Below are 23,784 nucleotides of genomic sequence, written 5' to 3'. Positions count from 1 at the left end.
CCTGAGCAGCGGGGCGTAGATCAGGGCGGGGAAGCTCGAATCTTGCTCTTAATCGCGCCCGTCGAGACGCGTTTCGGGACGGACAATTCCAGCGGTGCGATCGGTTCCTTGCATGCAAATGTGGGCGGGTTCGCTTGCGTTGATCCGGCTGCGTCGTCACCGCGATTGATGCGCGGAGATCGGCTTCTCTTCGACCGATCCAGCCGTCGTCTGATGCTGTGAACGGCCGATGGTCGCCATGAAGATCTCCGTCAATTCGGTCATCGGCTCGCGTCCAATGCAGCCACGATTGGGCTGATCAAGCCCGGGGGACGGCAAGAGCCTCGATCGCCTTCCCGCAACGGCTGCGCCTGCTTTTTTCCCCTGCCGCGAAGGGGCGGCATTCCTCGCGGGAAGACAAAAAAGCAGGCTTGTCGCCGTCCTGCGCTGGCGCTGCGGGCCATACGGCTGCGGGCCGATCGCTCCCCGGGCAAGGGATCGCCATCGAGGCTGCGATGGACGCGGCCCGAGCAAAACAGACGGAGATCATCATGGCGACCATCGGCATGTTCACCGCTTCCGAAGCCGGCTACACCGGCTCGATCAAGACGCTGACGCTCAACATCAAGGCCAAGCTCGTCGCAGCCGAAAAGGACAACGACAAGGCTCCCGAATACCGCATCTTTGCGGGCGCGACCGAGTTCGGCGCTGCCTGGAAGAAGACCGCCCGCGACAGCGAGCGCGAATATCTCTCGGTCAAGCTCGACGATCCGAGCTTCCCGGCCCCGATCTACGCCTCGCTGGTCAAGGTCGAAGGTGACGAGGGCTTCAGCCTGATCTGGTCGCGCCGCAGCGGCGATTGATCGTCCGGAACCAACGGCCCCGCCTCCTCGGAGGCGGGGCTTTTGGCGTTGCTGCGCCGCTTCGGGAAGCGGGCGAAGCATTATGCCTTTGGAAAAGGGCTTCCCTGTCCGCCAAAAACGCGATCGATCCGACAGATTTTGGACGAAGTTTTGGCTCAGCGAACGGGATTTCGCGTTGGATTTGCCTTCGGATTTCGGTTTGGGATGGGGCAATTTCGCGTGTCTCACGAGGCGCAATGGCGTGTTGGCCTGTGTATCGAGAGCTTAGATTGCCTTCGTTTCTCGAGCGAAAGTGTTCATATTCATGCCGCTGAGATCAAACGCGCGGTGAATTGACGTGGCGATTTGAGCAAAGCTAGGCCAACCAGACATGCGTATGGAGCAGGGTAGGATGTAGGGCAAGATAAAAGCACTGGCGCTACAGAGCGCCTAAGCCGTTGTCTGCACATCCACGATTTGACGCTTCTCGGATCTTCATTGTCGACAGGTTCGCCCCAACGCTATGGCTCTCTTGCGCAATTGCGTCTGCGACTTGGCGAGCGCTCGTCGGCTTCACATATCGGCAGCTTTCCCAACTGCGGACGCATGCCATGCGAGAGAATGACGACGAGTTCGACGTGAAGCTCGGGCGGATTGGCAACCGCAAAGCCGGAAGGGCGGCCAGCTATCTTCGGCGCGTGCGCCAGGAAGCGTCGAAGGCTGGCGCAAGCGCTCGGGCAGGTTCGTCGTTTACTGGCGGCCGCATCGGTCGCGGCCAAGCGCAAGGTGCGGTGCTGGCCGGGCGCGGACGAAGCAAAGGCCAGCGCCGTGTCGTAATCAAGGCGCGGATCGTGCGGATCAAGTCAGGTGACCTAGGTGCCGTGCGGGCCCACCTCCGTTACGTTCAACGCGATGGTGTCACGCGCGAGGGCGAACCAGGGGAGCTTTACGACGCCAGCAGTGACCGGGCCGATGGCAAGAGCTTTACGGAACGCAGCGCGGGCGACCGCCACCAGTTCCGGTTTATCGTGGCGCCGGAAGACAGCGCCGAGCTGGCGGACCTGAAACCCTTCGTCCGCGACCTCATGGGGCAGATGGAGCAGGACCTCGGCACCAGGCTCGACTGGGTTGCTGCTGATCATTTCAACACCGGCCACCCCCATACGCACATCGTCTTGCGCGGCAATGACGGCAATGGACACGACCTCGTCATCGCCCGCGACTACATCGCTCATGGCTTTCGAGCGCGGGCAGCTGAGCTCATTACACGAGAGCTAGGCCCTGAAACGGAGATCGAGGTCGCGCGCAAGCTTCAGCAGGAGATCACGGCCGAACGGTTCACTCGGCTTGACCGGAGCATCCTGCGAGATGCTCCGAACGGAGTTCTTGAGCTGGGTGCGCTCTCTGGACGGGAACCGGCTTGGCAAACGGCGCGGATCGGACGACTGCGAACCCTGGAGCGCACGGGCTTGGCAGAGGAGAGTGAGCCCGGCCGCTGGCGGATCGATGCCGAACTCGAAGCAAAGCTCAGGCGCATGGGTGAGCGCGGCGATATCATCAAGACCATGCATCGCGAACTTGCTGCGGCCGGAGTTGCGCGGGCCAGCGGCAACTATGCGATCTTCGACTCGGAGCAGACGGAAAATCGCATCGTCGGTCGCGTCATTGGCGAAGGCTTCTCGGACGAGCTCAGCGAGCGCCGTTATGTGGTGATCGATGGCATCGATGGGCGATCCCATTACGCCGAGATCGGGATTCTCGCCGTCAATGAGGAGCCCCCGATGCGAAACAGCATCGTCGAGCTCAGGTCCCGCCCGGCAGAGCCGCGGGACGTCGATCGCACGATTGCCGGGATCGCGGCCGGACAGCAAGGTGTCTACAGCGACCACCTGCACCATCGCTTCGATCCGCAAGCCTCGGTCGAGTATGTCGCTTCCCATGCGCGCCGGCTGGAGGCGCTGCGCGGCGAGAGGCTGGTGGATCGACTGCCAGACGGCACTTGGAAGGTTGGCGAGGACTATCTTGATAAAGTGCTCCGCTACGAGACGCTCAACCGTTCACGCAATCCGGTCCGGGTCAGCGTCCTCTCATGGCAGAGACTAGACGACCTGCCGCAGGCGTTGGGGGCAACGTGGCTCGATCGCCAGCTTCTCGCCAGAACGCCCGAGACGCTCGGACCGGTCGGGATGGGCGCGGAGGTCGAGACGGCGCTGCGGACGAGGCGACAATGGTTGCTCGAGCAGGGGCTCGCCCGCGATGAGGACGGGCAGGTGCGCTATGCGCGCGATTTGGTGCGGACGCTGGAACGACGGGAGCTCGCCAAGGTGGCCTTGGATATCTCCGCCCGCACCGGGCTCGAGCGTGCAGAGGTCAAAAGCGGTGACAGCATCAGTGGCGTCTACCGGCGCATGCTGACGCTGAACAGCGGCCGCTTCGCTCTCATCGAGCGCTCCCACGATTTCGCACTGGTACCCTGGAGACCAGTGCTGGAGAGGGCGCGCGGACAACTGGTCACCGGCAGTGTGGGCGGAGAGGGCATCTCCTGGTCGATCGGGATCAAGCGTGGGCTCGGACGCTGAAGGGCGCAGGGCTACGCGGGAGCGAATTGGAGTTTCTCTCCGAAGCCGTTCGCGCTAAATCTCTCGAGTTTCATGCAAGATGCTGACATCATTGCTGGTTACTTGCGAAAATAGTATAACCAGCCGGTGCGTGCGAAGCGGCTGTCGTCCAGTGATGCGGGGGCATCGCGCCGTCTTGCCCGGGCCAACATCGGCTCGTCTATGTTCGCCTGTCCTCAAGATCTGACGAGGGAGTAGCTCGTGCTGCGGCCTCCACCCTGGTCCTTCGTGAGAATGCCCTGATCGACGAGGCCCTGAATGTCGCGTAGCGCAGTATCGGGCGAGCATTTTTCGATCTTCGCCCATTTGCTGGACGTCAGCTTGCCCTCGAAACCGTCCAACAGATGGTTGAGCATGTCGCGCTGCCGATCGTTGATTTGGGCCGCGGCATGCCGTTTCCAGAAGTCTGCCTTTTCGAGAACGGCTGCGAGAATGGTCTCTGCTCCGGTGAAGGCACGGTCGAGACAGTCCAGGAACCACTCGAGCCACCGCGTGACGTTGAGATCACCCTTTTGCGTGCTCTCCAGCATGTCATAGTAGGTCTTACGCTCCAGGCGTATCTGGGCAGACATGCTATAGAAGCGCTGCGGAATTCCTTCGGAGCGCGCAAGCGACATATCGGCGATGGCGCGCGCGATGCGTCCATTGCCGTCCTCGAAAGGGTGGATAGTCACGAACCAGAGATGCGCGATCGCGGCCTTGATTACGGGATCGATCTTCTCTTCGGAGTTGTACCAATCGAGAAACGCGATCATCTCGGCTTCGAGTTTGTCAGCGGCTGGCGCCTCGTAGTGCACGCGCTCGCGTCCATAATCGCCGGAGACAACCTGCATTGGTCCCGCCGACGCGTCGCGCCAGGTTCCCACAGCAATCTTCTTCATGTTGCTGCGGCCGGTTGGAAAGAGCGAGGCGTGCCATCCGAACAACCTCTCCGCCGTGAGCTCGCCTTTGAATTTTTGAGTGGCGTCGAGCATCATCTCGACAACACCCTCGACATTGCGGTCTGCCGAGGGCAAGGCACCCGCATCCATGCCGAGGCGCCGCGCGAGCGAAGAGCGCACCGCGTGCTTGTCGAGCTGTTCCCCCTCGATTTCGCTGGACTTGAGGACTTCCTCCGTCAGGGTGGTAAGAACAGCTTCCTCCTGCTGGGGGAAGCCCAGGGCCTGCATCCGGCCGATGAGCCGCCCCTGGCGCAGGCGAACGGCCGCAAGCTGCTTTGCGAGGGCATCCGTATCCCAGGAAAAGTGAGGCCAATCAGGCAGTTGGTGGATATATTGCGACATTCTCCGCATCCTTTGCGGTGAATATGGCGGCTTTTCCCCGCATTCGCAAGGTTAATTACCGCAAAATATGCGGAGAATAGGGGGCTTAATCTCCGCATCGGACCGGACCAACCATCTCAAGCTGAATTGGTTGGAGCGCTGCCTGACGTCCTGCCCTTGCGCTTCGATCGAGGCCAAGCTCGCGGCGGATGAAAGCTGTGCTGCCTGCAGACCTCGCCCGATGGCTGCACGCGAGCTCGTGCGCGCTTATACTCATTTCATGAAGTGAGTATAACGCGCCGCTCTCCTGACATTCCGTCGATGCGCGCCGCCGAACATTGCGCTCGAGAGAAGCCGCCGATTCGCTCTCTCAAGCGGGACGGGCTTGGCGCTGAGTAGATCGCAGTCGGCTGGATAATTGAATCAGCTTGATCAAGCCGCTCACGGTCTATTGAGCCATTTCCTCAACCACGCCGAGATTGGCGCATCAACGATCTTGCACTGACGGGCTGGATCGACACGGATCTCGTTGCCGCGACCGCTTTTTATTCAGGTTGAATGCGAAGGCGTCTCCCGCTTTTCATCTCGCCGCGCTCGTTCGCGAGAGCTCAAGTGGGAGCAGAAAATGTTTCCGGCGAAAATCTATGTCGGCCAAATCACCGCCGTCCTCGGCATCGTTGTCGTCTCGACCTGGGGCGCGACACAATGGACTGCCGCAGCTCTCGGCTATCAGCAGCGCCTCGGTGAGCCTTGGTTCTTGATCGTCGGCTATCCCGTCTATCTGCCTTGGCGATTGTTCGAATGGTGGTTCGCTTATGAGGTCTACGCGCCCGAGATATTCGAGGAAGGCGGAGCGATCGCCGCCGCCGGCGGCATCGCGGGCGCGCTGTTTGCGATCGTCAATTCGGTGTGGCGCGCGCGCCAAAGCCAATTGGTGACGACTTACGGTTCGGCGCGGTGGGCGACCCCAAAGGAAATCAAGACCGCTGGCCTGTTCGCGTCCAAGGGCGTGTTCCTGGGGCGACTTGAGAACAACTATCTGCGCCACGACGGACCGGAACACGTCATGTGCTTTGCGCCCACCCGGTCGGGCAAGGGCGTGGGGCTGGTGTTGCCCACATTGCTGTCCTGGACCTCGTCTGCTGTGGTGCACGACATCAAGGGCGAAAACTGGGAATTGACTTCCGGCTGGCGTTCGACCTTCTCGCATTGCCTCCTGTTCAATCCGACCGATTCCAGAAGCGCGCGCTACAATCCGCTGCTTGAGGTGCGCAAAGGGGCCGCCGAGGTCCGCGACGTCCAGAACATCGCCGACATCCTGGTCGATCCCGAAGGGGCGCTCGAACGCCGAACCCATTGGGAAAAGACCAGCCATTCGCTGCTGGTCGGCGTCATCCTTCACGTCCTTTATGCGGAAGAGAAGAAGACGCTCACCCGTGTTACCGAGATCCTGGCCGACCCTGCGCAGTCGTTCGAGAAGACGCTCAGGATCATGCTGGCGACCAATCATCTCGGCACCGAGGCCGAGCCGAAGGTGCACCCGGTCGTCGCCGCGACCGCGCGAGAGCTGCTCAACAAGTCCGAAAACGAACGCTCGGGCGTCCTGTCGACCGCCGTGAGCTTCCTCGGCCTCTATCGCGATCCCATCGTTAGCCGAAACACCGAGCACTGTGATTGGCGCATCGCAGATCTCGTGAGTGCCGACAAGCCGGTCACGCTCTACCTTGTCGTTCCGCCGTCGGACATCAGCCGCACCAAGCCGCTGATCCGGCTGATCCTCAACCAGATCGGACGCCGGCTGACCGAGACGCTGAACACCAAGGCGGGCGATCTCAAGCACCGCCAGCTCCTGATGATGCTGGACGAGTTTCCTGCTCTCGGCCGGCTCGACTTCTTTGAGAGCGCGCTTGCGTTCATGGCCGGGTATGGCATCCGCGCCTACCTGATCGCCCAGTCGCTCAACCAGATCGCCAAGGCTTACGGCGAGAACAACGCGATCCTGGACAATTGTCACGTCCGCATTGCCTTCGCCGCCAATGACGAGCGCACGGCGAAACGGATCTCGGACGCGCTCGGCACCGCGACCGAGCTACGCGCACAGCGCAACTATGCCGGCCACCGGCTGGCTCCATGGCTCGGCCACGTCATGGTCAGCCGTCAGGAGACCGCGCGTCCATTGCTGACGCCAGGCGAAGTGATGCAGTTGCCGCCCGACCAGGCGATCGTGCTGGTTTCAGGCCTTGCGCCAGTCCGGGCGATCAAGCTGCGGCACTATGAGGACGCAAACTTCGTCAGTCGATTGCGCAGGCCGCCATCCTTGGCGGGCGATCAGTATGCCGACCGGCCGCCAGCCCGCACTGACGATTGGCGCGGCGAGGTTCGCACCACCGACCTTCGCCTAGCGACCCTGCCGTATCGCGAACTGATGCAGACGGGCGGCGAGGAGGGCGGTCTCAAGCAGCAATTGCCGTTGTTCGACGAGGCTGCACCGGCTGCGACCGATGTTCGCTCCATCGAGGAGCGATTGCTCGACGACGAGTCGGACGTCGCCGCCGATCGCAGCCAGATGCAGCAGGCATCAAACGCATCCAGCACCGTCCGCCGCGCCCACGCCGTCACTCGTGACGATGACGATCTTCTTCCCTCGTTCTGAAAGAGCATCCCGATGAAACCCAAACTATCGGCCTATGTCTCCGACAGCGTCGCGCAGCGGCTTGAGCTCGCGGCCAAGCGCCCCGGAGCCAACAAATCAGCCATTGTCGATGCTGCGCTGGATCGTTTCCTCAACCCCGAGCGGGACACGAGCGGCGATGCGGCGCTGATCCGAAGGCTCGACCGGATGAGCCGGCAACTCGAGCGAGCCGACCGCGATGTGAGCGTCCTCGCGGAGACCATCGCGCTGTTCATCCGCTACTACCTGACCATCACCCCGCCGCTGCCTTCGCAGGATCAGGACGCAGCGCGCGCGCTCGGACGCGAGCGGTTCGAGATGTTTGTCGCCCAGGTCGGCAAACGCGTCGCCTCCGGTGGCCGTCTGGTCGCTGACGTCATGGACCGCGTCAGCGCCTCGAAGCCGGATCTCTTCATGCGGAACCTCGAGGAGGGCGCCTCTCCGGGCGCTGCCCAAGCTAACGAGACTGGATCCCGCGCGCCGAACGCGGCGGGTGAGCCGCCGGAGCGTTCTCCGGCAGGGCGAGAGGAGGTCGGCAATGTCTGATCTCCTCTCGCCAGAGACCCGCGAACGACGCCGCGGCATGCTGCGGACCGCGATGGGACCAGCAATCGCGCTTGCGCTGGAAGAGCCTGATGTCGTCGAGGTCATGGTCAATCCCGATGGGAGGCTCTGGCTTGACCGGCACGGGACGGGACGCGCCGACACCGGCGTCGTGCTGACGCCGCAGGAATCGGAACGGATCATTCGGCTTGTAGCGAGTCACGTGCGGGCGGAAGCGAGCGGCTCGTCTCCCATCGTCTCGGCGGAACTCCCCGAAACCGGTGAACGCTTCGAAGGCGTCTTGCCACCCGTCTCGCTCGCGCCATGCTTTGCGATCCGCAAACCCGCAACCACCACGTTCCGCCTGTCCGACTACGTCAAGGCGCAGATCGCCTCGCCTTTGATGGCAAAAGTGCTGACTTCAGCGGTGACCGAGGCGCGCAGCATCCTGATCGCCGGCGGCACCGGCTCGGGCAAGACGACGCTCGCCAATGCGCTTCTTGCGGAGATCGCTGGCCTCCAAGAGCGGGTGGTCATCATTGAGGATACCCGCGAGCTGCGCTGCGGTGCCAGGGATGCCGTGACGCTCCGGACCAAGCCGGGCGTGGCAAGCCTGGCCGATCTGGTTCGCTCCACGCTGCGCTTGCGGCCCGACCGCATCATCGTCGGCGAGGTCAGAGGGGCCGAAGCCCTCGACATGCTGAAAGCTTGGAATACTGGCCACCCCGGCGGGATCGCCACCGTCCACGCCAACTCGGCACGAGCAGCGCTCTACCGGATCGAACAACTCATTCAGGAAGCGGTCGCAACCGTGCCGCGCCGGCTCATCGCCGAGGCGATCGACTTGATCGTCTTCATCAAGGGGCGGGGCCCCGCGCGGCGCGTCGAGACCGTCGCCGAGCTCAAGGGCCTCGATCCGTCAGGTGACTACCTGCTCGAGACCCCGCCCGGACTTCCAAACACCTCCCATCGCCCCTGACCTTAAGGAGACTGCAATATGCCCATTTGTCTGGGTCTAAACGTGCGTTCGCGCCTTCGTGGCTTCTGTTCGGTCAGCGGTTTGCCTTTGACCACACTCGGTGCGGCTTCGGCCTGCATGCTCCTCAGTGTCACGGCGGCACACGCCGCCGGTTCAGGCATGCCGTGGGAAGCGCCGCTCGAGCGCGTCCTGGAATCCGTCCAAGGGCCCGTCGCCAAGATTGTTGCCGTCATCATCATTACGGTAACAGGCATTTCTCTGGCCTTCGGCGACACCTCCGGTGGATTCCGCAAGATGGTCCAGGTCGTGTTCGGCCTGTCGATCGCCTTCGCCGCAAGCTCCTTCTTCTTGTCGTTCTTCTCGTTCGGTGGCGGAGCACTGATCTAATGCGCCCCGATGGTTTTGAACTCGTGCTCCACCGCTCATTGACGGAGCCCATCCTGATCGGCGGCGCCCCGCGTGCCGCGGCGATCCTGATCGGGACACTCTCAGCCGTGCTGGCGCTCGGCTTGCGGCTTTGGCTCGCCGGCCTCGTGCTCTGGGTCATCGGCCACAGCGCGGCCGTTTGGCTAGCCAAACGCGACCCGGCTTTCGTCGAGGTCGCGATCCGTCACACCAAGCACAAAGGGCGGCTCGCATGCTGAACTTGAGAGAATTCCGCGGCAATGCCTATCGGCTGGCCGATTGGCTGCCATGGGCGTGCCTGGTCGCTCCCGGCGTCATCCTCAACAAGGACGGCAGCTTTCAGCGGACGATACGCTACCGCGGACCGGACCTCGACAGTGCGACCGAGGCCGAGCTGATGAGCGTGGCGTCGCGCGTCAACAATGTCCTGAAGCGCTTCAGTTCCGGCTGGGCTCTGTTCTTTGATGCCACGCGCATCCCGGCCTCCGAATACCCGCGATCCGAGTTTCCGGACCCGGTGTCCTGGCTGATCGATGAGGAACGGCGCGCCGGTTTCGAAGGGCCCGCTGGTGTCGCATGGAAGGATCCATCACGGCCCGGCGGGCAGCATTTTGAAAGCGTGCTGCATCTGACCTTGGTGTACCTGCCGCCGGCGGAAAGGGTTTCGCGCCTCGAAGGTTTATTCCTCGAACGTCCCAAGACGAAGGGGCGCGTGACCAGAAAAGGGCAACGCATTCGGCCCGGGCAATCGATTAAAGCGGCTGCGGAAGGTGACACCGACGACAGCGAGATCGACACCCAACAGAGATATGATAGCGACGAGAAAGGCTATCGCGATCATCTCCAGAGGTTCATCCAGGAAACCGACCGGACGATCGATCTGCTCTCGTCGGTCTTGCCCGAGATCTGGCCCCTCGATGATGCGGAGACGCTCACCTATCTCCATAGCTGCGTCTCGACCAAGCGCCACCCGGTGCGCGTTCCCAAGACCCCGGCCTATCTCGATTGTTTCCTGAGCGATGAGCCGCTTACCGGCGGATTATCTCCGGCAATCGGGCGCAGCCATCTGCGCATGTTGACCGTCCTCGGGTTTCCGCACGTCACCTTTCCCGGCCTGCTTGACGAGCTGAACCGGCTTGGCGTTGCCTACCGCTGGGCCACCCGGTTCATTCCGCTCGATCGCACGCAGGCAAACGCGACGCTGTCACGTTACCGGCGGCAATGGTTTGCCAAGCGGAAGTCCCTCGCAGCGATCCTCAAAGAGGTCATGTTCAATGAGCAGGCGGCACTGCTCGACAACGACGCCAGCAACAAGGCTCTCGACGCCGATGCTGCGCTCTCCGAGCTTGGCGACGACCTGGTTGCTTTTGGTTACATCACGACGACGGTTACCGTCAGCGACGAGGACTCGCATCAAGCGGACGAAAAGATCCGCGCGGTTGAGCGGGTGATCAATAGCCGGGGCTTCACGGCGATCCGCGAGAGCGTCAATGCGGTTGAGGCCTGGCTGGGTGGTCTGCCGGGGCAGGCTTATGCCAACATCCGCCAACCCATCGTTCATACGCTGAACCTGGCCCACATGTGCCCATTGTCGGCGGTATGGGCCGGACCCGAACGGTGCGAACACCTCGACGGTCCGCCACTTCTGATCGCCAAGACCAAGGGCGCGACCCCGTTCCGGCTGTCGCTCCACGCCGGCGACGTCGGCCATACGATCATCGTCGGTCCCACGGGCGCGGGCAAGTCGGTCCTGCTGTCGATGCTCGCCCTTCAATTCCGGCGCTATCCGAACGCCCAATTGATCACCTTTGACAAGGGGCGGTCGGCTCGGGCGACCACACTCGCGTTATCAGGAGCCTGGTACGAGCTGGGCGCCAAGGGTGGCATTGCCTTCCAGCCGCTGAAGGATGTTGCGGAGGAGGGATCGCGGCTCTGGGCACTTGACTGGCTTTGCGGCGTGCTCGCCCATGAGCGCGTGACCGTAACGCCCGACGTCAAGGAGACGTTGTGGTCGGCGCTGAGAAGCCTCGGCTCTGCGCCCGTTTCCCAGAGGACAATGACCGGGCTCGTCGCGTTGCTTGCCCGCGACGCCCTGCGGCAGGCGCTGCAGCCTTACACGCTCGAAGGACCGTACGGCCGCTTCCTGGACGCAGACGCCGACCGCCTTTCCGGCGCAGACGTGCTGACGTTCGAGATGGAAGAGCTGATGGCGTTGCCAGGCCTGGTGGCGCCGGTCCTGACCTATCTCTTCCACACCCTGGAAGACCGCTTCGACGGCCGGCCCACCTTGCTGGTGCTGGACGAAGCCTGGGTGTTTCTGGACGATCCGCTGTTCGCAAGCCGTATCCGCGAATGGCTGAAGACGCTGCGCAAAAAGAACGTGGCCGTCATTTTCGCAACCCAGTCGCTCGCCGATATCGCCGACAGCCAGATTGCGCCTGCGATCATCGAGTCCTGTCCAAGCAGGATTTTCCTGCCGAATCCCCGTGCATTGGAGCCGACCCAGACCGAACCCTATCGCCGGTTCGGCTTGAACGACACACAAATTCGCCTGATCGCGGAAGCATTCCCCAAACGTGACTACTATTTGCAGTCCCGTGCCGGAAATCGCCTGTTTGAGCTCGGCTTAGGACCAGTCGCGCTCGCGTTCGTCGGAGCCTCCGCACCAGAAGATCAGCGCGCCATTGACGCCGTCCTTGCCCGCACCGGGCCTCACCATTTCGCCGAGCGCTACCTCGCCGAACGCGGTCTGAACTGGGCCGCCAATCTCATCAGCACCTTCGCACAGGCCCATAAGGCCTGACCTCAACCTCAATCCCTGGAGTCTTCCATGCTCGAAAGTACAGGTCGCATGTTCATGGGAACAACCTCAAGAGTTATTCTGACAACGCTACTATCGTTCGTGATTGCGGTGAATGGATCGCGGCGGCTCGGCGCGTTCGATATCGTCTTCGATCCAACGAATTACGGTCAGAATCTTCTGACGGCCGCGCGCGCGCTCGAGCAGATCAACAACCAGATCAGGAGCCTCGAAAACCAGGCGCAGTCGCTGCTGAATCAGTCCAAACATCTTGCGAGCCTGCCTACAAGCGTAGCTGGCCAGCTCACATCGACGATCGCTCAGATGAACGGCCTGATTGCTCAGGCGAAGAACCTCTCGTTTGATGTTCAGAAGACCCAGCAGGATTTTGAACGGCTTTATCCTCGCCAATACGCGGCAGCCGTTTCCTCTGACAAGCTGGTCTTGGATGCGACGTCGCGATGGGACAATAGCTACGATGGTCTGAAGCAGTCGCTCACCATCCAGTCGGCTATCGTCAGTTCTTTGGATCAGGACGGCCAAACGCTTCGAACGCTGATGGCGAATTCGTCTGCTGCGGTTGGCTCACTGCAGGCCCAACAGTCCGGCAACGAGCTGCTTGGCCTCCAGATCAAGCAGTCTTTGCAGACCCAGGCGCTCATGGCAACGCAGGCGCGCGCTGAGACGTTGCGCGCCGCCGAGCAGCAAGCGTCGTCAACCGCCGCGAAGGAGCGATTCAATCGCTTCATAGGCGATGGCCATGCCTACACCGCCGGCAAGTAGGTGAGGGCGCCATGGCTGATCTCTCCGTCATTGACCGCTTTACCGAGGCCTTCTCGCGCTACATCGACTCTGGATTTGGTCTCCTGTCCGGCGATGTCTCATTCCTGAGTTCAACATTGATCGGCATCGACCTGACGCTTGCCGGGCTTGCCTGGAGCATGCGCGCGGACGACCACATCATGGTCACGCTTGCCAAGAAGGTGCTTTATGTCGGCGCGTTCGCATTCATCATCGGCAACTTCAAGAACCTTGCCGATATCGTTTTCGCGTCGTTCTCGACCATCGGCTTAAAGGCAGCCGGCGGGAGCTTAAGCGCGGCCGACCTGGCCCGACCAGGTTTTGTTGCCTCCGCCGGATTTACAGCCGCTCATCCTCTCCTGGAGGAGACCGGGCAATTCTCGGGCTTTGATGTCCTGACTAACCTGCCAACGATCCTGATCCTGCTGTTTTGCTGGATCCTGATCGTGCTCGCGTTCTTCGTCCTCTCGGTGCAGCTCTTCGTCACCCTGATCGAATTCAAGCTGACGACGCTTGCAAGCTTCATTCTCGTGCCGTTCGCCCTGTGGGGAAAAACCGCATTCCTGGCGGAAAAGACGCTCGGCAACGTGGTGGCCTCGGGGGTGAAGGTGATGGTGCTCGCGATCATCATCGGCATCGGCTCGACCATCTTCGGCCAGCTCGCGAGCACGCTGACCCGGCCGGTCGACATCGCGTCGGCCATGAGCTTGTTGCTGGCGGCCCTTTCGCTGTTTGGGCTTGGCATCTTCGGGCCAGGAATCGCATCGGGATTGGTCTCCGGCGCGCCTCAGCTCGGCGCCGGCGCGGCTGCAGGAACGGTGGCGGGTGCGGCAGCTGTCGTGATCGGCGGCGGAGCGGTGGCCGCGGGTGGTCTTCGGGTTGCGGCAGGCGGTTCAATGACTGCGGTTCGATCCGCAGCGTCGCTCACGGGAGTATCTTCGGCTGCGGGCACGTCAGCCCGAGCCGCAACCGCGGATCAGCTCTCGAGTGCGGGCACTGGCAGCGCAACGAACGGAGCGGCTGCTACAGGCGCAGGTCGTGGGGCCGCTTCGTCAGGACGGGGATACGCGAGGGAAGCAGCGCAAGTCGCCGCTCACACCCTGAAGGAGGGTGACAAAGGTGGGCATTCTTCGGGTCCGAAGCTGGGGGAAGAATAGGATATGGCAAGTCATCCCTTTCAGCGCGTGTCGGTTCGCTATGGCGAGACGCCAGAGCCGGTCACGCCCTACCAGAAAGCGGCCCAGGTCTGGGACGAGCGGCTAGGCTCCGCCCGCGTGCAGGCGAGCAACTGGCGGCTCGCAGCGCTGGCGGCGATCGGCCTGTCCAGTGTCCTTGGGTTGACGATCTTTACCCAGATCGCCCGCTCGGGCGTCGTTCCCTACGTGGTCGAGGTCGATCGGCTCGGCGAAGTCCGCGCAGTCGGGCCGGCGCTCGAAGCCTATCAGCCGTCAGACGCGCAGATCGCGCATTTCCTTGCGCGGTTCGTCGAGAACGTCCGCTCCCTGTCGATCGATCCGATCATTGTCCGGGCGAACTGGCTGCGCGCCTACGACTTCGTCACCGACCGAGGCGCGCAAGCGCTGAACGACTACGCGCGAGAGGCCGACCCCTTCACAAAAATTGGGTCCAAGACGGTGACGACCGAAGTCACCTCGGTGGTGCGTGCGTCCGGCGACAGCTTCGAGATCCGCTGGAAGGAGAACACCTACGAGAACGGGGCGATCGCAAAGACAGAGCGCTTTACCGGTCTCGTCACCACCGTTCTCAAACCGCCCACAGATGCCGAAACGCTGCGAAAGAACCCTCTCGGCCTCTACGTCCATTCCCTCAACTGGTCGCGCGACCTCATTGGAGACGCCAAATGAATTCCAAAGCTCTCACCCAGCTCGCGTCGGCCAGCGTCCTTGCATTATCTCTTGGGCTTGCCGGATGCGCCACCAAACTCAATGTCGAAGCGCCCTATGATGAGATGACCTTTGAGAAGGCGCTTTCAGACGCCGATCCTCCGGCGCCGGTACAGGTCGTCGAGACGCCCAAGATCCTGCCATTGCCGGGCCAGTTGAAGCCGTTTCCGACAAAGAGCGCCAAGGAGGAAAAGCTGCCGCCGGAGCAGGCGATCGCCAAGGCCAACAAGGCGGCACGGATGGAGCCGACACGCGCAGGCTATATCAACGCCATCCAAGTCTACCCGTGGACGGAAGGTGCGCTCTACCGGCTTTATGCCAGCCCGGAGAAGGTCTCGACCATCGCGCTGCAACCGGGCGAGGAGCTGATCGACGTCTCCACCGGCGATACGGTTCGCTGGGTGGTCGGAGATACCTCGAGCGGGCAGGGAAGCGCTCGGCGGGTGCACATCCTGGTCAAGCCAACGCTTCCAGATATCCAGACCAACCTCGTGGTCCTAACTGACCGTCGTGCCTATCACCTCGAGCTCGTCTCGACCAAACAGACCTACATGGCCTCGATCTCATGGACCTATCCGACGGATACGCTGGTCGCCCTCCACAAGCAGAACGTCGTCGCCCAGGAAAGCGAGGAACGCATCGCCGATCGCGGGGTGCGGCTCGACAGCCTGAACTTCCGCTATCGGATCGAGGGAGACGATCCGCCGTGGCGGCCGCTACGCGCCTTCGACGACGGCCGCAAGGTCTACATCCAGATGCCCTCCGGCCTGTCGCAAGGGGAGGCGCCGCCCTTGTTCGTTGCCGGCGCTGATGGCCGGCCAAACCTCGTCAACTATCGGGTCCGCGGTTCCTACTACATCGTCGATCGTATGTTCGGTGCCGCCGAGCTTCGTCTTGGTGAGAGTCCGCAGCGCATCGTCAGGATCATCCGTATCGACGCGCGCCCCGTGTCGCAGGCCTTCAGCACCGGGAGCGCCTCATGACGACAGGATTGGATCAGGAGCCGGAGCCGCTTGAACTGCGGGCGCGGCCGCGGCCCGTTCGGCGCCTCAACCGGCGGGCCCTCATGATCGGCTGCGCCGTCGCGGCGCTGTTCGTTGGCGGGGCGATACTCATTGCGCTCCGTCCGCACTCGTTCAAGCAGGTGGAGCGGACCGAGCTTTACAACACGGACCGCAAGCAGACCGCCGAGGGCTTGAGCAAGCTGCCGAAATCCTATGAGGAACTGCCGCCGTCGACCCCGCGGCTTGGGCCACCATCTCCGGGAGACATCGGTCGGGCTTTTGCCGAAAACGAGAAGAAGGCCGGCGCGACATCGGACACGGGCTTCCGCACCAACCCAGAGGAGGACGCCGAGCGAGCTGAGCGGATCCGCCAGACACGGGTCGCTCAACAGGCAAAGGAGTCCGGCTTGTTCGTCCGGCTGTCCGAGAAACAGGAAAAGCGCAGGCAGACAAGCACTACCGAGGCAACGGCTGCTGCCCCATCAGCATTCCGGCCTCCAACATCCGATACAGGGCCATCTGCTGCGGAGCTCGCAAAGACGGCGCAGGCAATGATCGACCGCTCCAGTGAGATTATTCCCTCGTCGCAAGCGCGCAAGCTTGCCTTCGTGGGAGCGAAAGCCGACACCGAGACCACCAATCCCCATGCGCTCAAGCCGGCGCCATCGACCTACGCCGTGATGGCCGGATCGATCATTCCGGCGAGCCTCGTCACGGGACTGAATTCGGATTTGCCCGGGGCTACCATCGGCCAGGTTACCGAGAACGTCTACGACACGGTAACGGGCGAGCATCTCTTGATCCCGCAGGGGACAAGGATCGTGGGCAAGTACGATAGCGTCGTCGCATTCGGCCAAAAGCGTGCGCTGGTCATATGGAGCCGGCTCATCCTGCCGAATGGCAATTCGATCGTGATCGAGAACCTTCCGGCCACGGACGTCGCTGGCTATGCTGGCCTTGAGGACGAGGTGGACTTCCACACCTGGCAGTTGCTCAAGGGCGTGGCCCTGGCGACCCTGATCGGGGTGGGGACTCAACTATCGATTGGCAATGACGAAAGCGATCTCGTGAAGGCCCTGCGGGAGAGCACGCAGCAGACGACAAACCGGGCTGGGCAGCGCCTGGTGGAGCGTGAGCTCGACGTGCAGCCGACGATCACGGTGCGACCGGGATGGCCGCTGCGGGTGATTGTTTCGAAGGATCTGGTGCTGAAGCCGTACCAGGACGTTCAGACCTCGGCGAAGGACAGGTAAGCGATGAAGCTTGCGAAGCTGCCTGATCGGACACCGGTCAAGATGACCATTGTGCTCACCCCGGGTTTGGCGCAGCGGTTGCGCGAATATGCTGTTTTCTATGCGGAAATCTACGGCAACAAGGAAGAAGTAACTGAGCTGATACCGTTTATGCTGGAAGCGTTTTTAGATGGCGATGCGGATTTCAAGCGAACCAGCCGGGGAGGCGGCGCGAAGGACCCGACGCTTGGTCCGTCCCGACGTCTCAATGCTCCATCTGCCCAGAAAGAGCCGTCGGAAGGCTCCAGCAAGAGCAAGGAATCATCCTACGTGCCCGCAAATGCGGTGGAAGCGAACCAGAGATTTCCGTCATCTAGACCGGAGTAATTGGTTCGCTTGACATCTGGCTGATGGCTTCCTTGACCAGACTGATACAACACTCGAGTCTCTGCAGGAGTGTACTGAGGTCTGAAAGGGTTGCTTCCTCCATCCGAAGGTTTTCGATAGTTACGGCTCGTCGAACTAGAGCGTCGAGTGCCTCGAGGTCGGTCGATTGATCTGGGATGCTGCCTGAAGCATGTGACCATAGCAAACGCGCAATTACCGTTCCGTCCGGACTGATTCCTACGGTTGATGAAGCTCTGGTCAGCACCGTTTGCTCTACGAGCTGGACAGGCATTTCGACCGTGGAAACGTATTCGCTCGCTCCGATCGCGCGGTAGCCAAATCGATAAGCGTCCTCTGCAACTTCCACGAACGGAAATAGCTGTATTGTTTCACGATCATTCATATGGATTATCGCCTCTGCAATCTCCTCTGCAATCTCTTTGTTGAGTATACTCAATTGATGAGTATCCTCAACAAGAAGCATGCCGTCTTTCATGGACGGAATGCGAGACATTGTTGCGAAGAACCTTCGCCGGCTTCGGCACGAAAAGGGATGGAGTCAGGAAGAGCTCTCATTTCGAGCGAAGGTAGATCGAAGTTATATCAGCCAGCTGGAGACCAGCACCTACAGCGCTTCGGTTACCATGCTTGGCAAGCTTGCAAAGGCCCTGGGCGTGGACGCGGGCGACCTACTGAAGCGATAATATTGAGCCGCATAGCCGAACCTGCGGCGCTGAAGCGGTTCCACAGAGCTGGAACGCGTCAAGAAGTCTCCGAACTTGCCCGGAAATACTCCCGTTTTGCGCAAACAGTTTCCGGAGACGACTTCGATCACAACCGCCGCCGATGAAGGGGGACTGACAAAGTTTTGAGAGAAAGCTTGGCAGTAGAGGCGGAGTTGATGCTCTGGCCTGGAGCGACCGGCCATTCTGTCGCCAACCGGGCGATTTCGCTCCTGCTGTCACCCAATTTTTTCTAAGCGGCTTTTCCCTCAATCATCGGCGGGTCTTCTATTGCCTCGATCTCCGGCATAGCCTGACCCATGATGCCGTGAAGGTCCCCGACCATGCCGACAGTTGACTCGATCATCGCGCTGACCTGGGCCTCTCGTTTGGCCCAGGCCTTCACCATGAACTTTCGCTCCTTATCGATATCCTCTCGCATGTCTTTGAAGCGCTCGACGATGGCCTCGATGCGCTGCTTGAACCGGGAACCGGTCAAATACTGATATACTTGATCAGCCTTGGACTGCTGGCCGGCTTGTGTTGTGCGTGCGCTGGCGACCTCTAAGAGACCTTGGCGCAGAGTCATGGCAACCGGCACTGCGCAGCGCGGATGGGCCACGTAGACCCCGTCGATCAGGTCGAAGGATTCCACGCCTTTGGGCAGCGCGGTGGAGATAATGAGCGCCACGTCGGCTTTGGCCGCGCGCTTGTTATCGCGGAGCTTTGGTAACCAAGCATCCGACCAGTTTTTCGTGTTTTTAAGCTCCCAAAGGATCACGCCCGCGGACGCACCGACTTGCCCGTTGACGGTGTGGACTATGTCGCCGCCTGTCTCGCCTTTGGCAACCGGTTCGATCAGGTCGAGGGGGAACTTGCCGCGCAAAAGATTTTCGAGTTCAAGCTCGAAAGCCTCACCCTGCGTCTGTTGTGAGCCTTGTTCGAGCTTGCGTTTCAGTTCTTCAACGGTGCGCCCTAGCGAGTCGATCTGCGCGTCCTTTTGTGAGACCTGCGACCTTAACTCATCAGTCACGTCTTGGCGTGCTTTCGCGATAAGCTCAGCTTGGCTCGCTTGCACGCGCTTCTCAATGGTGACCTCAAGCTCGCGCGCTTTTTCGTCTAATTCTCGCTGTTTGCGAAGAGCTTCGGCCTGGGCTCGCTGAGCCTCGACCAGCTTAGCGTTGCGTGCTTCAAGGAGCTGCTCGCTTTCCGCGAGCCGCTGCTTCATGGCGGCGAGGTCACCTGCGACTTGCTCCCGAGCCTTCTTGGCCTCGGCCGCAACAACCTGCTTGCGCTCGACCTCAAGACGCTGATTAATACGCTCGTCAAGGCTTTCTCTTGCCTTGGCTAGTTCATCCTGCTGCTGTCGGAGTTCGTCAGCCTTGCGGGCAAACTCGGCTTCCCGCGCAACGAGTTTCTCCTGAAATCCGCGTCGCTGAGCCTCAAGCAGAGGGGCAGCAATCGACTCCGTTAGCGCAATTTGATGGCTGCACCTGGGGCAAATGATGCGAGGCTCGTGGACGTGCCCGGTCATGTAGATTCCTGTTCACTGTCTGTTCTATTCTGCGCCATCCGCCCACTGAGGTCAACCTGACATCCAATGAATCCCCAGAAAGCCAAGGCTGAGTGGTCGTACAAGCTTAAGTAGTGTGGACTGCTACAAGGCACGCAGGATAGGAAGTAGGCGATTCGTGATTAAAAATGAAAACCCAGCAATAGAATTGCATCGCCCTTGTGGGGGAACGTTCCGTGGAATGGAAGAAGCATTGTTATCGCGTCGGAGCCCAAGAGTTCGAAGCCGATGCGGTACCGACGCCCGGGCCTGATTACGACCAGTTTGTTGCAGACGCTCGAAAGGCGATCGAGCCTTGGCTGTCGGCAGTATTTCAGGCCGAACATCTTAACCTTCTGATCGGCAGCGGATTTACGACCGCAATCGCCTATGCCGCTGGCGGTAGCGCCACTGGGATGTCCAAGGTGACGTTGGGCAGCGCTTACGATGCAAAAATTGACGAGCATGCGGCAGCAGCGGCCAAGAAAATGGGCCGAGGCTCGGCGAATATCGAAGATCAGTTTCGAAGCGCACTTGCAGTCTATGAGGGCTTGTTGGTCACCGACGAAGGCGCTGCAACGACGTTGAAGAAGCAGCTGGACAGTCAACTTTTGACATTCCTAAAATCGTTACTTGAGAGTGAGCGACAGATTGCTGCCGCGACGATTCCCGAAAAGTTGTGGCTTGCGGAGACGCTTCTGCAATCGTTTCTGTTGAGCTGCGCCAGCAGAACGGCATCCCGAGAGCGCCTCCATGTTTTCACGACAAATTATGATCGTGTCATAGAGCACGGCTGCGACCTCGCTGGCCTGCGGATCATTGACCGTTTTGTCGGCGCTCTGAATCCGCTATTCCGTTCGTCACGGGTTGAAGTCGACATTCATTACAATCCTCCCGGCATCCGAGGTGAACCCCGATTTATGGAGGGCGTCGTTCGACTCACAAAGCTCCACGGCTCTCTAGATTGGAGCTACGATTCCGATCTAGGCACAATCCGGCGTCTGGGAATTCCTTTTGCTGCTCCCAGCGACCACACCGATCTGCCGAAGGAGCCGATTGATACCGTGATGATCTACCCGAACCCAGCGAAGGATGTGGAGACGACAGCGTACCCTTATGCTGAACTCTTTCGCGACATGGCGGCGGCGACCTGTCGACCAAATTCGGTCATTGTTACTTATGGCTATGGTTTTGGCGACGATCACGTGAACCGCATCCTGTTCGATATGCTGACTATTCCTTCAACACACATTGTCATCATCGCTTTCGGCATCGACGACCGCCTCAAAGCGTTCTGTGCGCGAGCGCGGGAAGCACAAGTATCGCTTCTGCTGGGTCCACACTTTGCGTCTCTTGAAGTATTGGTTCAGAATTATTTTCCGAAGCCGGCGCTCGACTACATAACGGGACGGCTCACAGACGTTCTTCGACATCGTCCGGCCGCACCGACAAGTCCAGGGACAGCGATGCCGCCTCCTGCGGGAGCGGCGTAACCATGACAACTACGCCAGTTCAACGCTTAGCGGAGCTCGTGGTCGGCACGGTCGAATCGGTCGCGCCGAATGAAGTCCATGTACTGCTCGACCTTGAAGCGCCACATGCTACTGCGCTGAACACCGGGACACCTCAGCCGTTCCCAAGGCTAAACGGGTATGTCCTATTGCCGAACGAGGCCGGCGCTACGGTCGGTTATGTTTCTTGGATGGGTATCGAACGGTCGCCCTATCCAAAAAGGTCGGGTCTTAGGGATTTTGGACTGATCGACTTGCCATTTCCACTCCGAAAGATGTGCGTCACGCCAATAGGCACGCTTACGTCGAAGAGAGATGCCAAATCGGGCAACGTAGGATTTGAATTGCGAAGAGGCGTTGTGTCATTTCCCTCTGTTGGCGATCAGGTCTTGGTTCCAACCGCTGAACAGATTGCGGCAATCGTCGGTGCTGGCGACAAGGACCGGCGAGTACGAATCGGTGTGTCGCCCTTAGCATCGAACGCGGCCATTGTGGTCGATCCCGACAAACTATTCGGTCGCCACCTCGCGGTTCTTGGTAACACAGGAAGTGGAAAGTCCTGCAGTGTGGCGGGACTTATCCGATGGTCATTGGACGCAAGCCAAAACGCCATAGCCACGGCAGGAAAGTCGAGCAAACCCAATACGCGATTCATTGTTCTTGATCCCAACGGAGAGTACTCGCGCGCATTTTCGGATCTTGGCGACGGGGTCCGCCTATTCAAGGTTCCGCCCGTGTCGAATGGCGAGCGGCCGCTAGACGTTCCGGCGTGGATGTGGAACGGGCATGAATGGACGGCTGTCGCTCAGGCGCAGCCTGGCGCGCAACGACCACTCTTGCTTCAAGGCTTGCGCGAATTGAAGAGCGGGCGGACGGAAGGGATTCCGAGGGAAGCAGTTATTCGCCGTTACTTAGTCTCGTACATGCATCGCGTTAATCGTTTCCTCGGTGCGGGAACATCCGCTTTCGCGGAAACGGCAAAGGCGAGGTTCGATTGCGCTCGAGCGATTCAAGCGATCTACCAGGATTTAGTCGTTCTTTCAGATTCTGTCGGGGAGCCGCTTAAGGCCCAAATGTTGGAGGTAGTTCGAGTTGCAAAGAGCGTCGTCACTGCGCGAAAGGATGGCAACTATTTCAACGATTTTCTGGCCTCAGATTTAGAAAGTATCAGAGATGCGTTGCAGAACGCAGCAGCGGATCTGCCTGACATAACTACCGTCGCTCCCATCAGTGAGGATGCTCCGCTGCATTTTGATGTCACCTTACTTGCGGATCACCTTGAGCGCATTGCTAGCGATCAGGGAGGCGCACTTGCAGGATTTATATCGACATTAGGCATTCGCATCCGTGGCATGCTCGCAGACCAACGACTCGGAGCTGTTATTGGGCGCGACCCACCAACGATGTTCGAGTCATGGCTCAATGATTATATTGGCGCTAACGAGGGCGCAAACGGTCCAGTCGCAATCATCGATCTATCTTTAGTGCCAGCTGAAATCGTGCACGTCATTGTCGCGGTCTTGGCTCGCCTTGTATTCGAATCGCTTCAGCGTTACCGGCGGTTGAACTCGGACGGGAAGGCCCTACCGACCGTACTTGTTCTGGAAGAGGCCCACACCTTCATTAAGAAAGGTAGCGAAGGACCTGTTGCGAGCTCAGATCATCTTTGCCGTGAAACGTTCGAGCGCATTGCCCGCGAGGGCCGCAAGTTCGGACTTGGGATGGTGCTTTCATCGCAACGGCCGTCCGAGCTATCGGCTACTGTGTTGGCCCAATGTAATACGTTCCTTTTGCATCGGCTTGTCAACGATAGCGATCAAAATCTTGTTTCGCGGCTCGTGCCGGATAATGTTGGGGGTCTCCTAAGAGAGTTGCCAAGTTTGGCATCGCGCCAAGCGATCCTGTTGGGATGGGCCACTCCTATTCCAGTTCTAGTCGAGATCGACGAGCTACCTGAAGAGCATCGGCCGCATTCCGCCGACCCCGACTTTTGGGATGTCTGGACTCTCGCAAAGCCCAGAGCAATCGATTGGAGTTCTGTCATTGATCAATGGACGCGTTCGCCGGAGCCGCCTGGAGCCTTTGATCAGGAGACCGAGGGGGGCGCTGCATGAGCTCACCGTCTAGCGCGGGGCATTCCGGCTGCCGGTTCCATAGACTCTCGACAGTTTTCGATGCCTAATCGGCCATGTTTTTCGAGCCGATGAGCGATGCGGTTCGACGGCCAGCCCTTCCTTCGTTATCGTCCGGACAAATGTTGAGCGGACGACGCCTTTGGACCCTGATTTCCGCTCACCAGACTCTGTCGAATCATCGCGGCTTCGAGGACCGGTGAGGGTTGACGACAGCCTCGTCCTTTAGCCCGCGAGAACAGTGGTGAGGGGAGCTCCACCATGTGCGCGAGCATGGGGCGCGTCGGTGAGGTTCCAGCTGAGAACGCCTTAATCGTCCAATCCATTGATCCTTCTTTGGTCTATAGCATTGTGATATTGAGTTCTCTCGCAAAAGTTGTAGTTCTAAGCTGTGGGGGGAACAGGCGGCAATCACTTTCGCGACCCCGAAGCTCGGAGAA

20 protein-coding genes are annotated in these 23,784 nt (G+C 60.5%); 17 read left to right on the top strand and 3 right to left on the bottom strand.

From position 1 onward, the window contains the following. Positions 1-530 precede the first annotated feature (530 nt). Both J6500_RS04845 and rlxS read left to right on the top strand, forming a co-directional pair. Positions 531-842, top strand: a complete 312-nt coding sequence (locus J6500_RS04845) for a DUF736 domain-containing protein (RefSeq protein ID WP_225711778.1) — start codon at positions 531-533, stop codon at positions 840-842. Positions 843-1,432: 590 nt separating this feature from the next. Beyond that, complete coding sequence (rlxS, locus tag J6500_RS04840) at positions 1,433-3,400, top strand: relaxase/mobilization nuclease RlxS (RefSeq protein WP_225711541.1); 1,968 nt, start codon at positions 1,433-1,435, stop codon at positions 3,398-3,400. A gap of 215 nt (positions 3,401-3,615) precedes the next feature. Here rlxS and J6500_RS04835 read toward each other — a convergent pair whose 3' ends face one another. Then, positions 3,616-4,722 (bottom strand): Fic family protein, encoded by a 1,107-nt coding sequence (locus J6500_RS04835; protein WP_225711540.1) that lies wholly within the window; start codon positions 4,720-4,722, stop codon positions 3,616-3,618. A 604-nt stretch (positions 4,723-5,326) separates the two neighbouring features. Between J6500_RS04835 and J6500_RS04830 the strand changes: the two genes are divergently transcribed. The 12 genes from J6500_RS04830 (at position 5,327) to J6500_RS04775 (ending at position 17,427) form a co-directional block, all read left to right on the top strand. Further along, the gene (locus J6500_RS04830) at positions 5,327-7,354 is read left to right on the top strand and encodes a conjugal transfer protein TraG (RefSeq protein WP_225711539.1); all 2,028 of its coding nucleotides are present in this window, start codon (positions 5,327-5,329) and stop codon (positions 7,352-7,354) included. A 12-nt stretch (positions 7,355-7,366) separates the two neighbouring features. Continuing rightward, positions 7,367-7,918, top strand: coding sequence for a CopG family transcriptional regulator (locus J6500_RS04825; RefSeq protein WP_225711538.1), 552 nt, complete (start codon positions 7,367-7,369; stop codon positions 7,916-7,918). Further along, positions 7,911-8,894 carry a P-type conjugative transfer ATPase TrbB gene (trbB, locus tag J6500_RS04820; RefSeq protein ID WP_225711537.1) on the top strand — a complete coding sequence of 328 codons (984 nt, stop codon included), beginning with the start codon at positions 7,911-7,913 and terminating at the stop codon, positions 8,892-8,894. Before J6500_RS04825 ends, trbB begins: the two co-directional genes overlap by 8 nt. 117 nt (positions 8,895-9,011) lie before the next feature. Next, a complete protein-coding gene (locus J6500_RS04815; RefSeq protein ID WP_130229227.1) occupies positions 9,012-9,281 on the top strand; it encodes a TrbC/VirB2 family type IV secretion system protein in 270 nt (89 codons plus the stop codon). After that, positions 9,281-9,538, top strand: coding sequence for a VirB3 family type IV secretion system protein (locus tag J6500_RS04810; RefSeq protein ID WP_171711385.1), 258 nt, complete (start codon positions 9,281-9,283; stop codon positions 9,536-9,538). Before J6500_RS04815 ends, J6500_RS04810 begins: the two co-directional genes overlap by 1 nt. Then, positions 9,532-12,102 (top strand): conjugal transfer protein TrbE, encoded by a 2,571-nt coding sequence (trbE, locus tag J6500_RS04805; protein WP_225711535.1) that lies wholly within the window; start codon positions 9,532-9,534, stop codon positions 12,100-12,102. The genes J6500_RS04810 and trbE overlap by 7 nt, the downstream gene beginning before the upstream one ends. Positions 12,103-12,129: 27 nt before the next feature. Next, complete coding sequence (gene trbJ, locus J6500_RS04800; RefSeq protein WP_225711534.1) at positions 12,130-12,882, top strand: P-type conjugative transfer protein TrbJ; 753 nt, start codon at positions 12,130-12,132, stop codon at positions 12,880-12,882. Between the two features lie 11 nt (positions 12,883-12,893). Beyond that, positions 12,894-14,057, top strand: a complete 1,164-nt coding sequence (trbL, locus tag J6500_RS04795; protein ID WP_225711533.1) for a P-type conjugative transfer protein TrbL — start codon at positions 12,894-12,896, stop codon at positions 14,055-14,057. A 3-nt stretch (positions 14,058-14,060) separates the two neighbouring features. Beyond that, a complete protein-coding gene (gene trbF / locus J6500_RS04790) occupies positions 14,061-14,765 on the top strand; it encodes a conjugal transfer protein TrbF (RefSeq protein WP_225711532.1) in 705 nt (234 codons plus the stop codon). Further along, entirely contained in the window at positions 14,762-15,787 is a 1,026-nt protein-coding gene (gene trbG / locus J6500_RS04785) for a P-type conjugative transfer protein TrbG (protein WP_225711531.1), read from the top strand. The genes trbF and trbG overlap by 4 nt, the downstream gene beginning before the upstream one ends. Further along, positions 15,784-17,061, top strand: coding sequence for a TraB/TrbI/VirB10 family type IV secretion system protein (locus tag J6500_RS04780; RefSeq protein WP_225711530.1), 1,278 nt, complete (start codon positions 15,784-15,786; stop codon positions 17,059-17,061). Before trbG ends, J6500_RS04780 begins: the two co-directional genes overlap by 4 nt. 3 nt (positions 17,062-17,064) lie before the next feature. Beyond that, positions 17,065-17,427: a DUF2274 domain-containing protein gene (locus J6500_RS04775; protein ID WP_225711529.1), complete on the top strand. Its 363-nt coding sequence runs from the start codon at positions 17,065-17,067 to the stop codon at positions 17,425-17,427. Here the strand turns inward: J6500_RS04775 and J6500_RS04770 are convergent. Continuing rightward, on the bottom strand, positions 17,414-17,923 hold the full coding sequence (locus J6500_RS04770) for a hypothetical protein (RefSeq protein WP_225711528.1): 510 nt from the start codon (positions 17,921-17,923) through the stop codon (positions 17,414-17,416). The two genes, J6500_RS04775 and J6500_RS04770, sit on opposite strands and share 14 nt — an antisense overlap. On the opposite strand from J6500_RS04770, the gene J6500_RS04765 reads away from it, so the two are divergent. Beyond that, positions 17,910-18,131 carry a helix-turn-helix domain-containing protein gene (locus J6500_RS04765; RefSeq protein ID WP_312010565.1) on the top strand — a complete coding sequence of 74 codons (222 nt, stop codon included), beginning with the start codon at positions 17,910-17,912 and terminating at the stop codon, positions 18,129-18,131. The two genes, J6500_RS04770 and J6500_RS04765, sit on opposite strands and share 14 nt — an antisense overlap. A 271-nt stretch (positions 18,132-18,402) precedes the next feature. Here J6500_RS04765 and J6500_RS04760 read toward each other — a convergent pair whose 3' ends face one another. Beyond that, complete coding sequence (locus J6500_RS04760) at positions 18,403-19,683, bottom strand: DUF2130 domain-containing protein (RefSeq protein ID WP_225711527.1); 1,281 nt, start codon at positions 19,681-19,683, stop codon at positions 18,403-18,405. Positions 19,684-19,898: 215 nt separating this feature from the next. On the opposite strand from J6500_RS04760, the gene J6500_RS04755 reads away from it, so the two are divergent. Together J6500_RS04755 and J6500_RS04750 are read left to right on the top strand one after the other, a co-directional pair. Then, positions 19,899-21,194 (top strand): SIR2 family protein, encoded by a 1,296-nt coding sequence (locus J6500_RS04755; protein ID WP_225711526.1) that lies wholly within the window; start codon positions 19,899-19,901, stop codon positions 21,192-21,194. Positions 21,195-21,196: 2 nt separating this feature from the next. Then, a complete protein-coding gene (locus J6500_RS04750) occupies positions 21,197-23,326 on the top strand; it encodes an ATP-binding protein (RefSeq protein WP_225711525.1) in 2,130 nt (709 codons plus the stop codon). The last annotated feature ends 458 nt before the right edge of the window (positions 23,327-23,784 follow it).

This window comes from Bradyrhizobium semiaridum (assembly GCF_020329505.1).
Taxonomy (GTDB): Bacteria; Pseudomonadota; Alphaproteobacteria; order Rhizobiales; family Xanthobacteraceae; genus Bradyrhizobium; species Bradyrhizobium semiaridum.
Note: the sequence above shows the minus strand (reverse complement) of the source record. Positions and strands in the feature narration are given on the sequence as shown.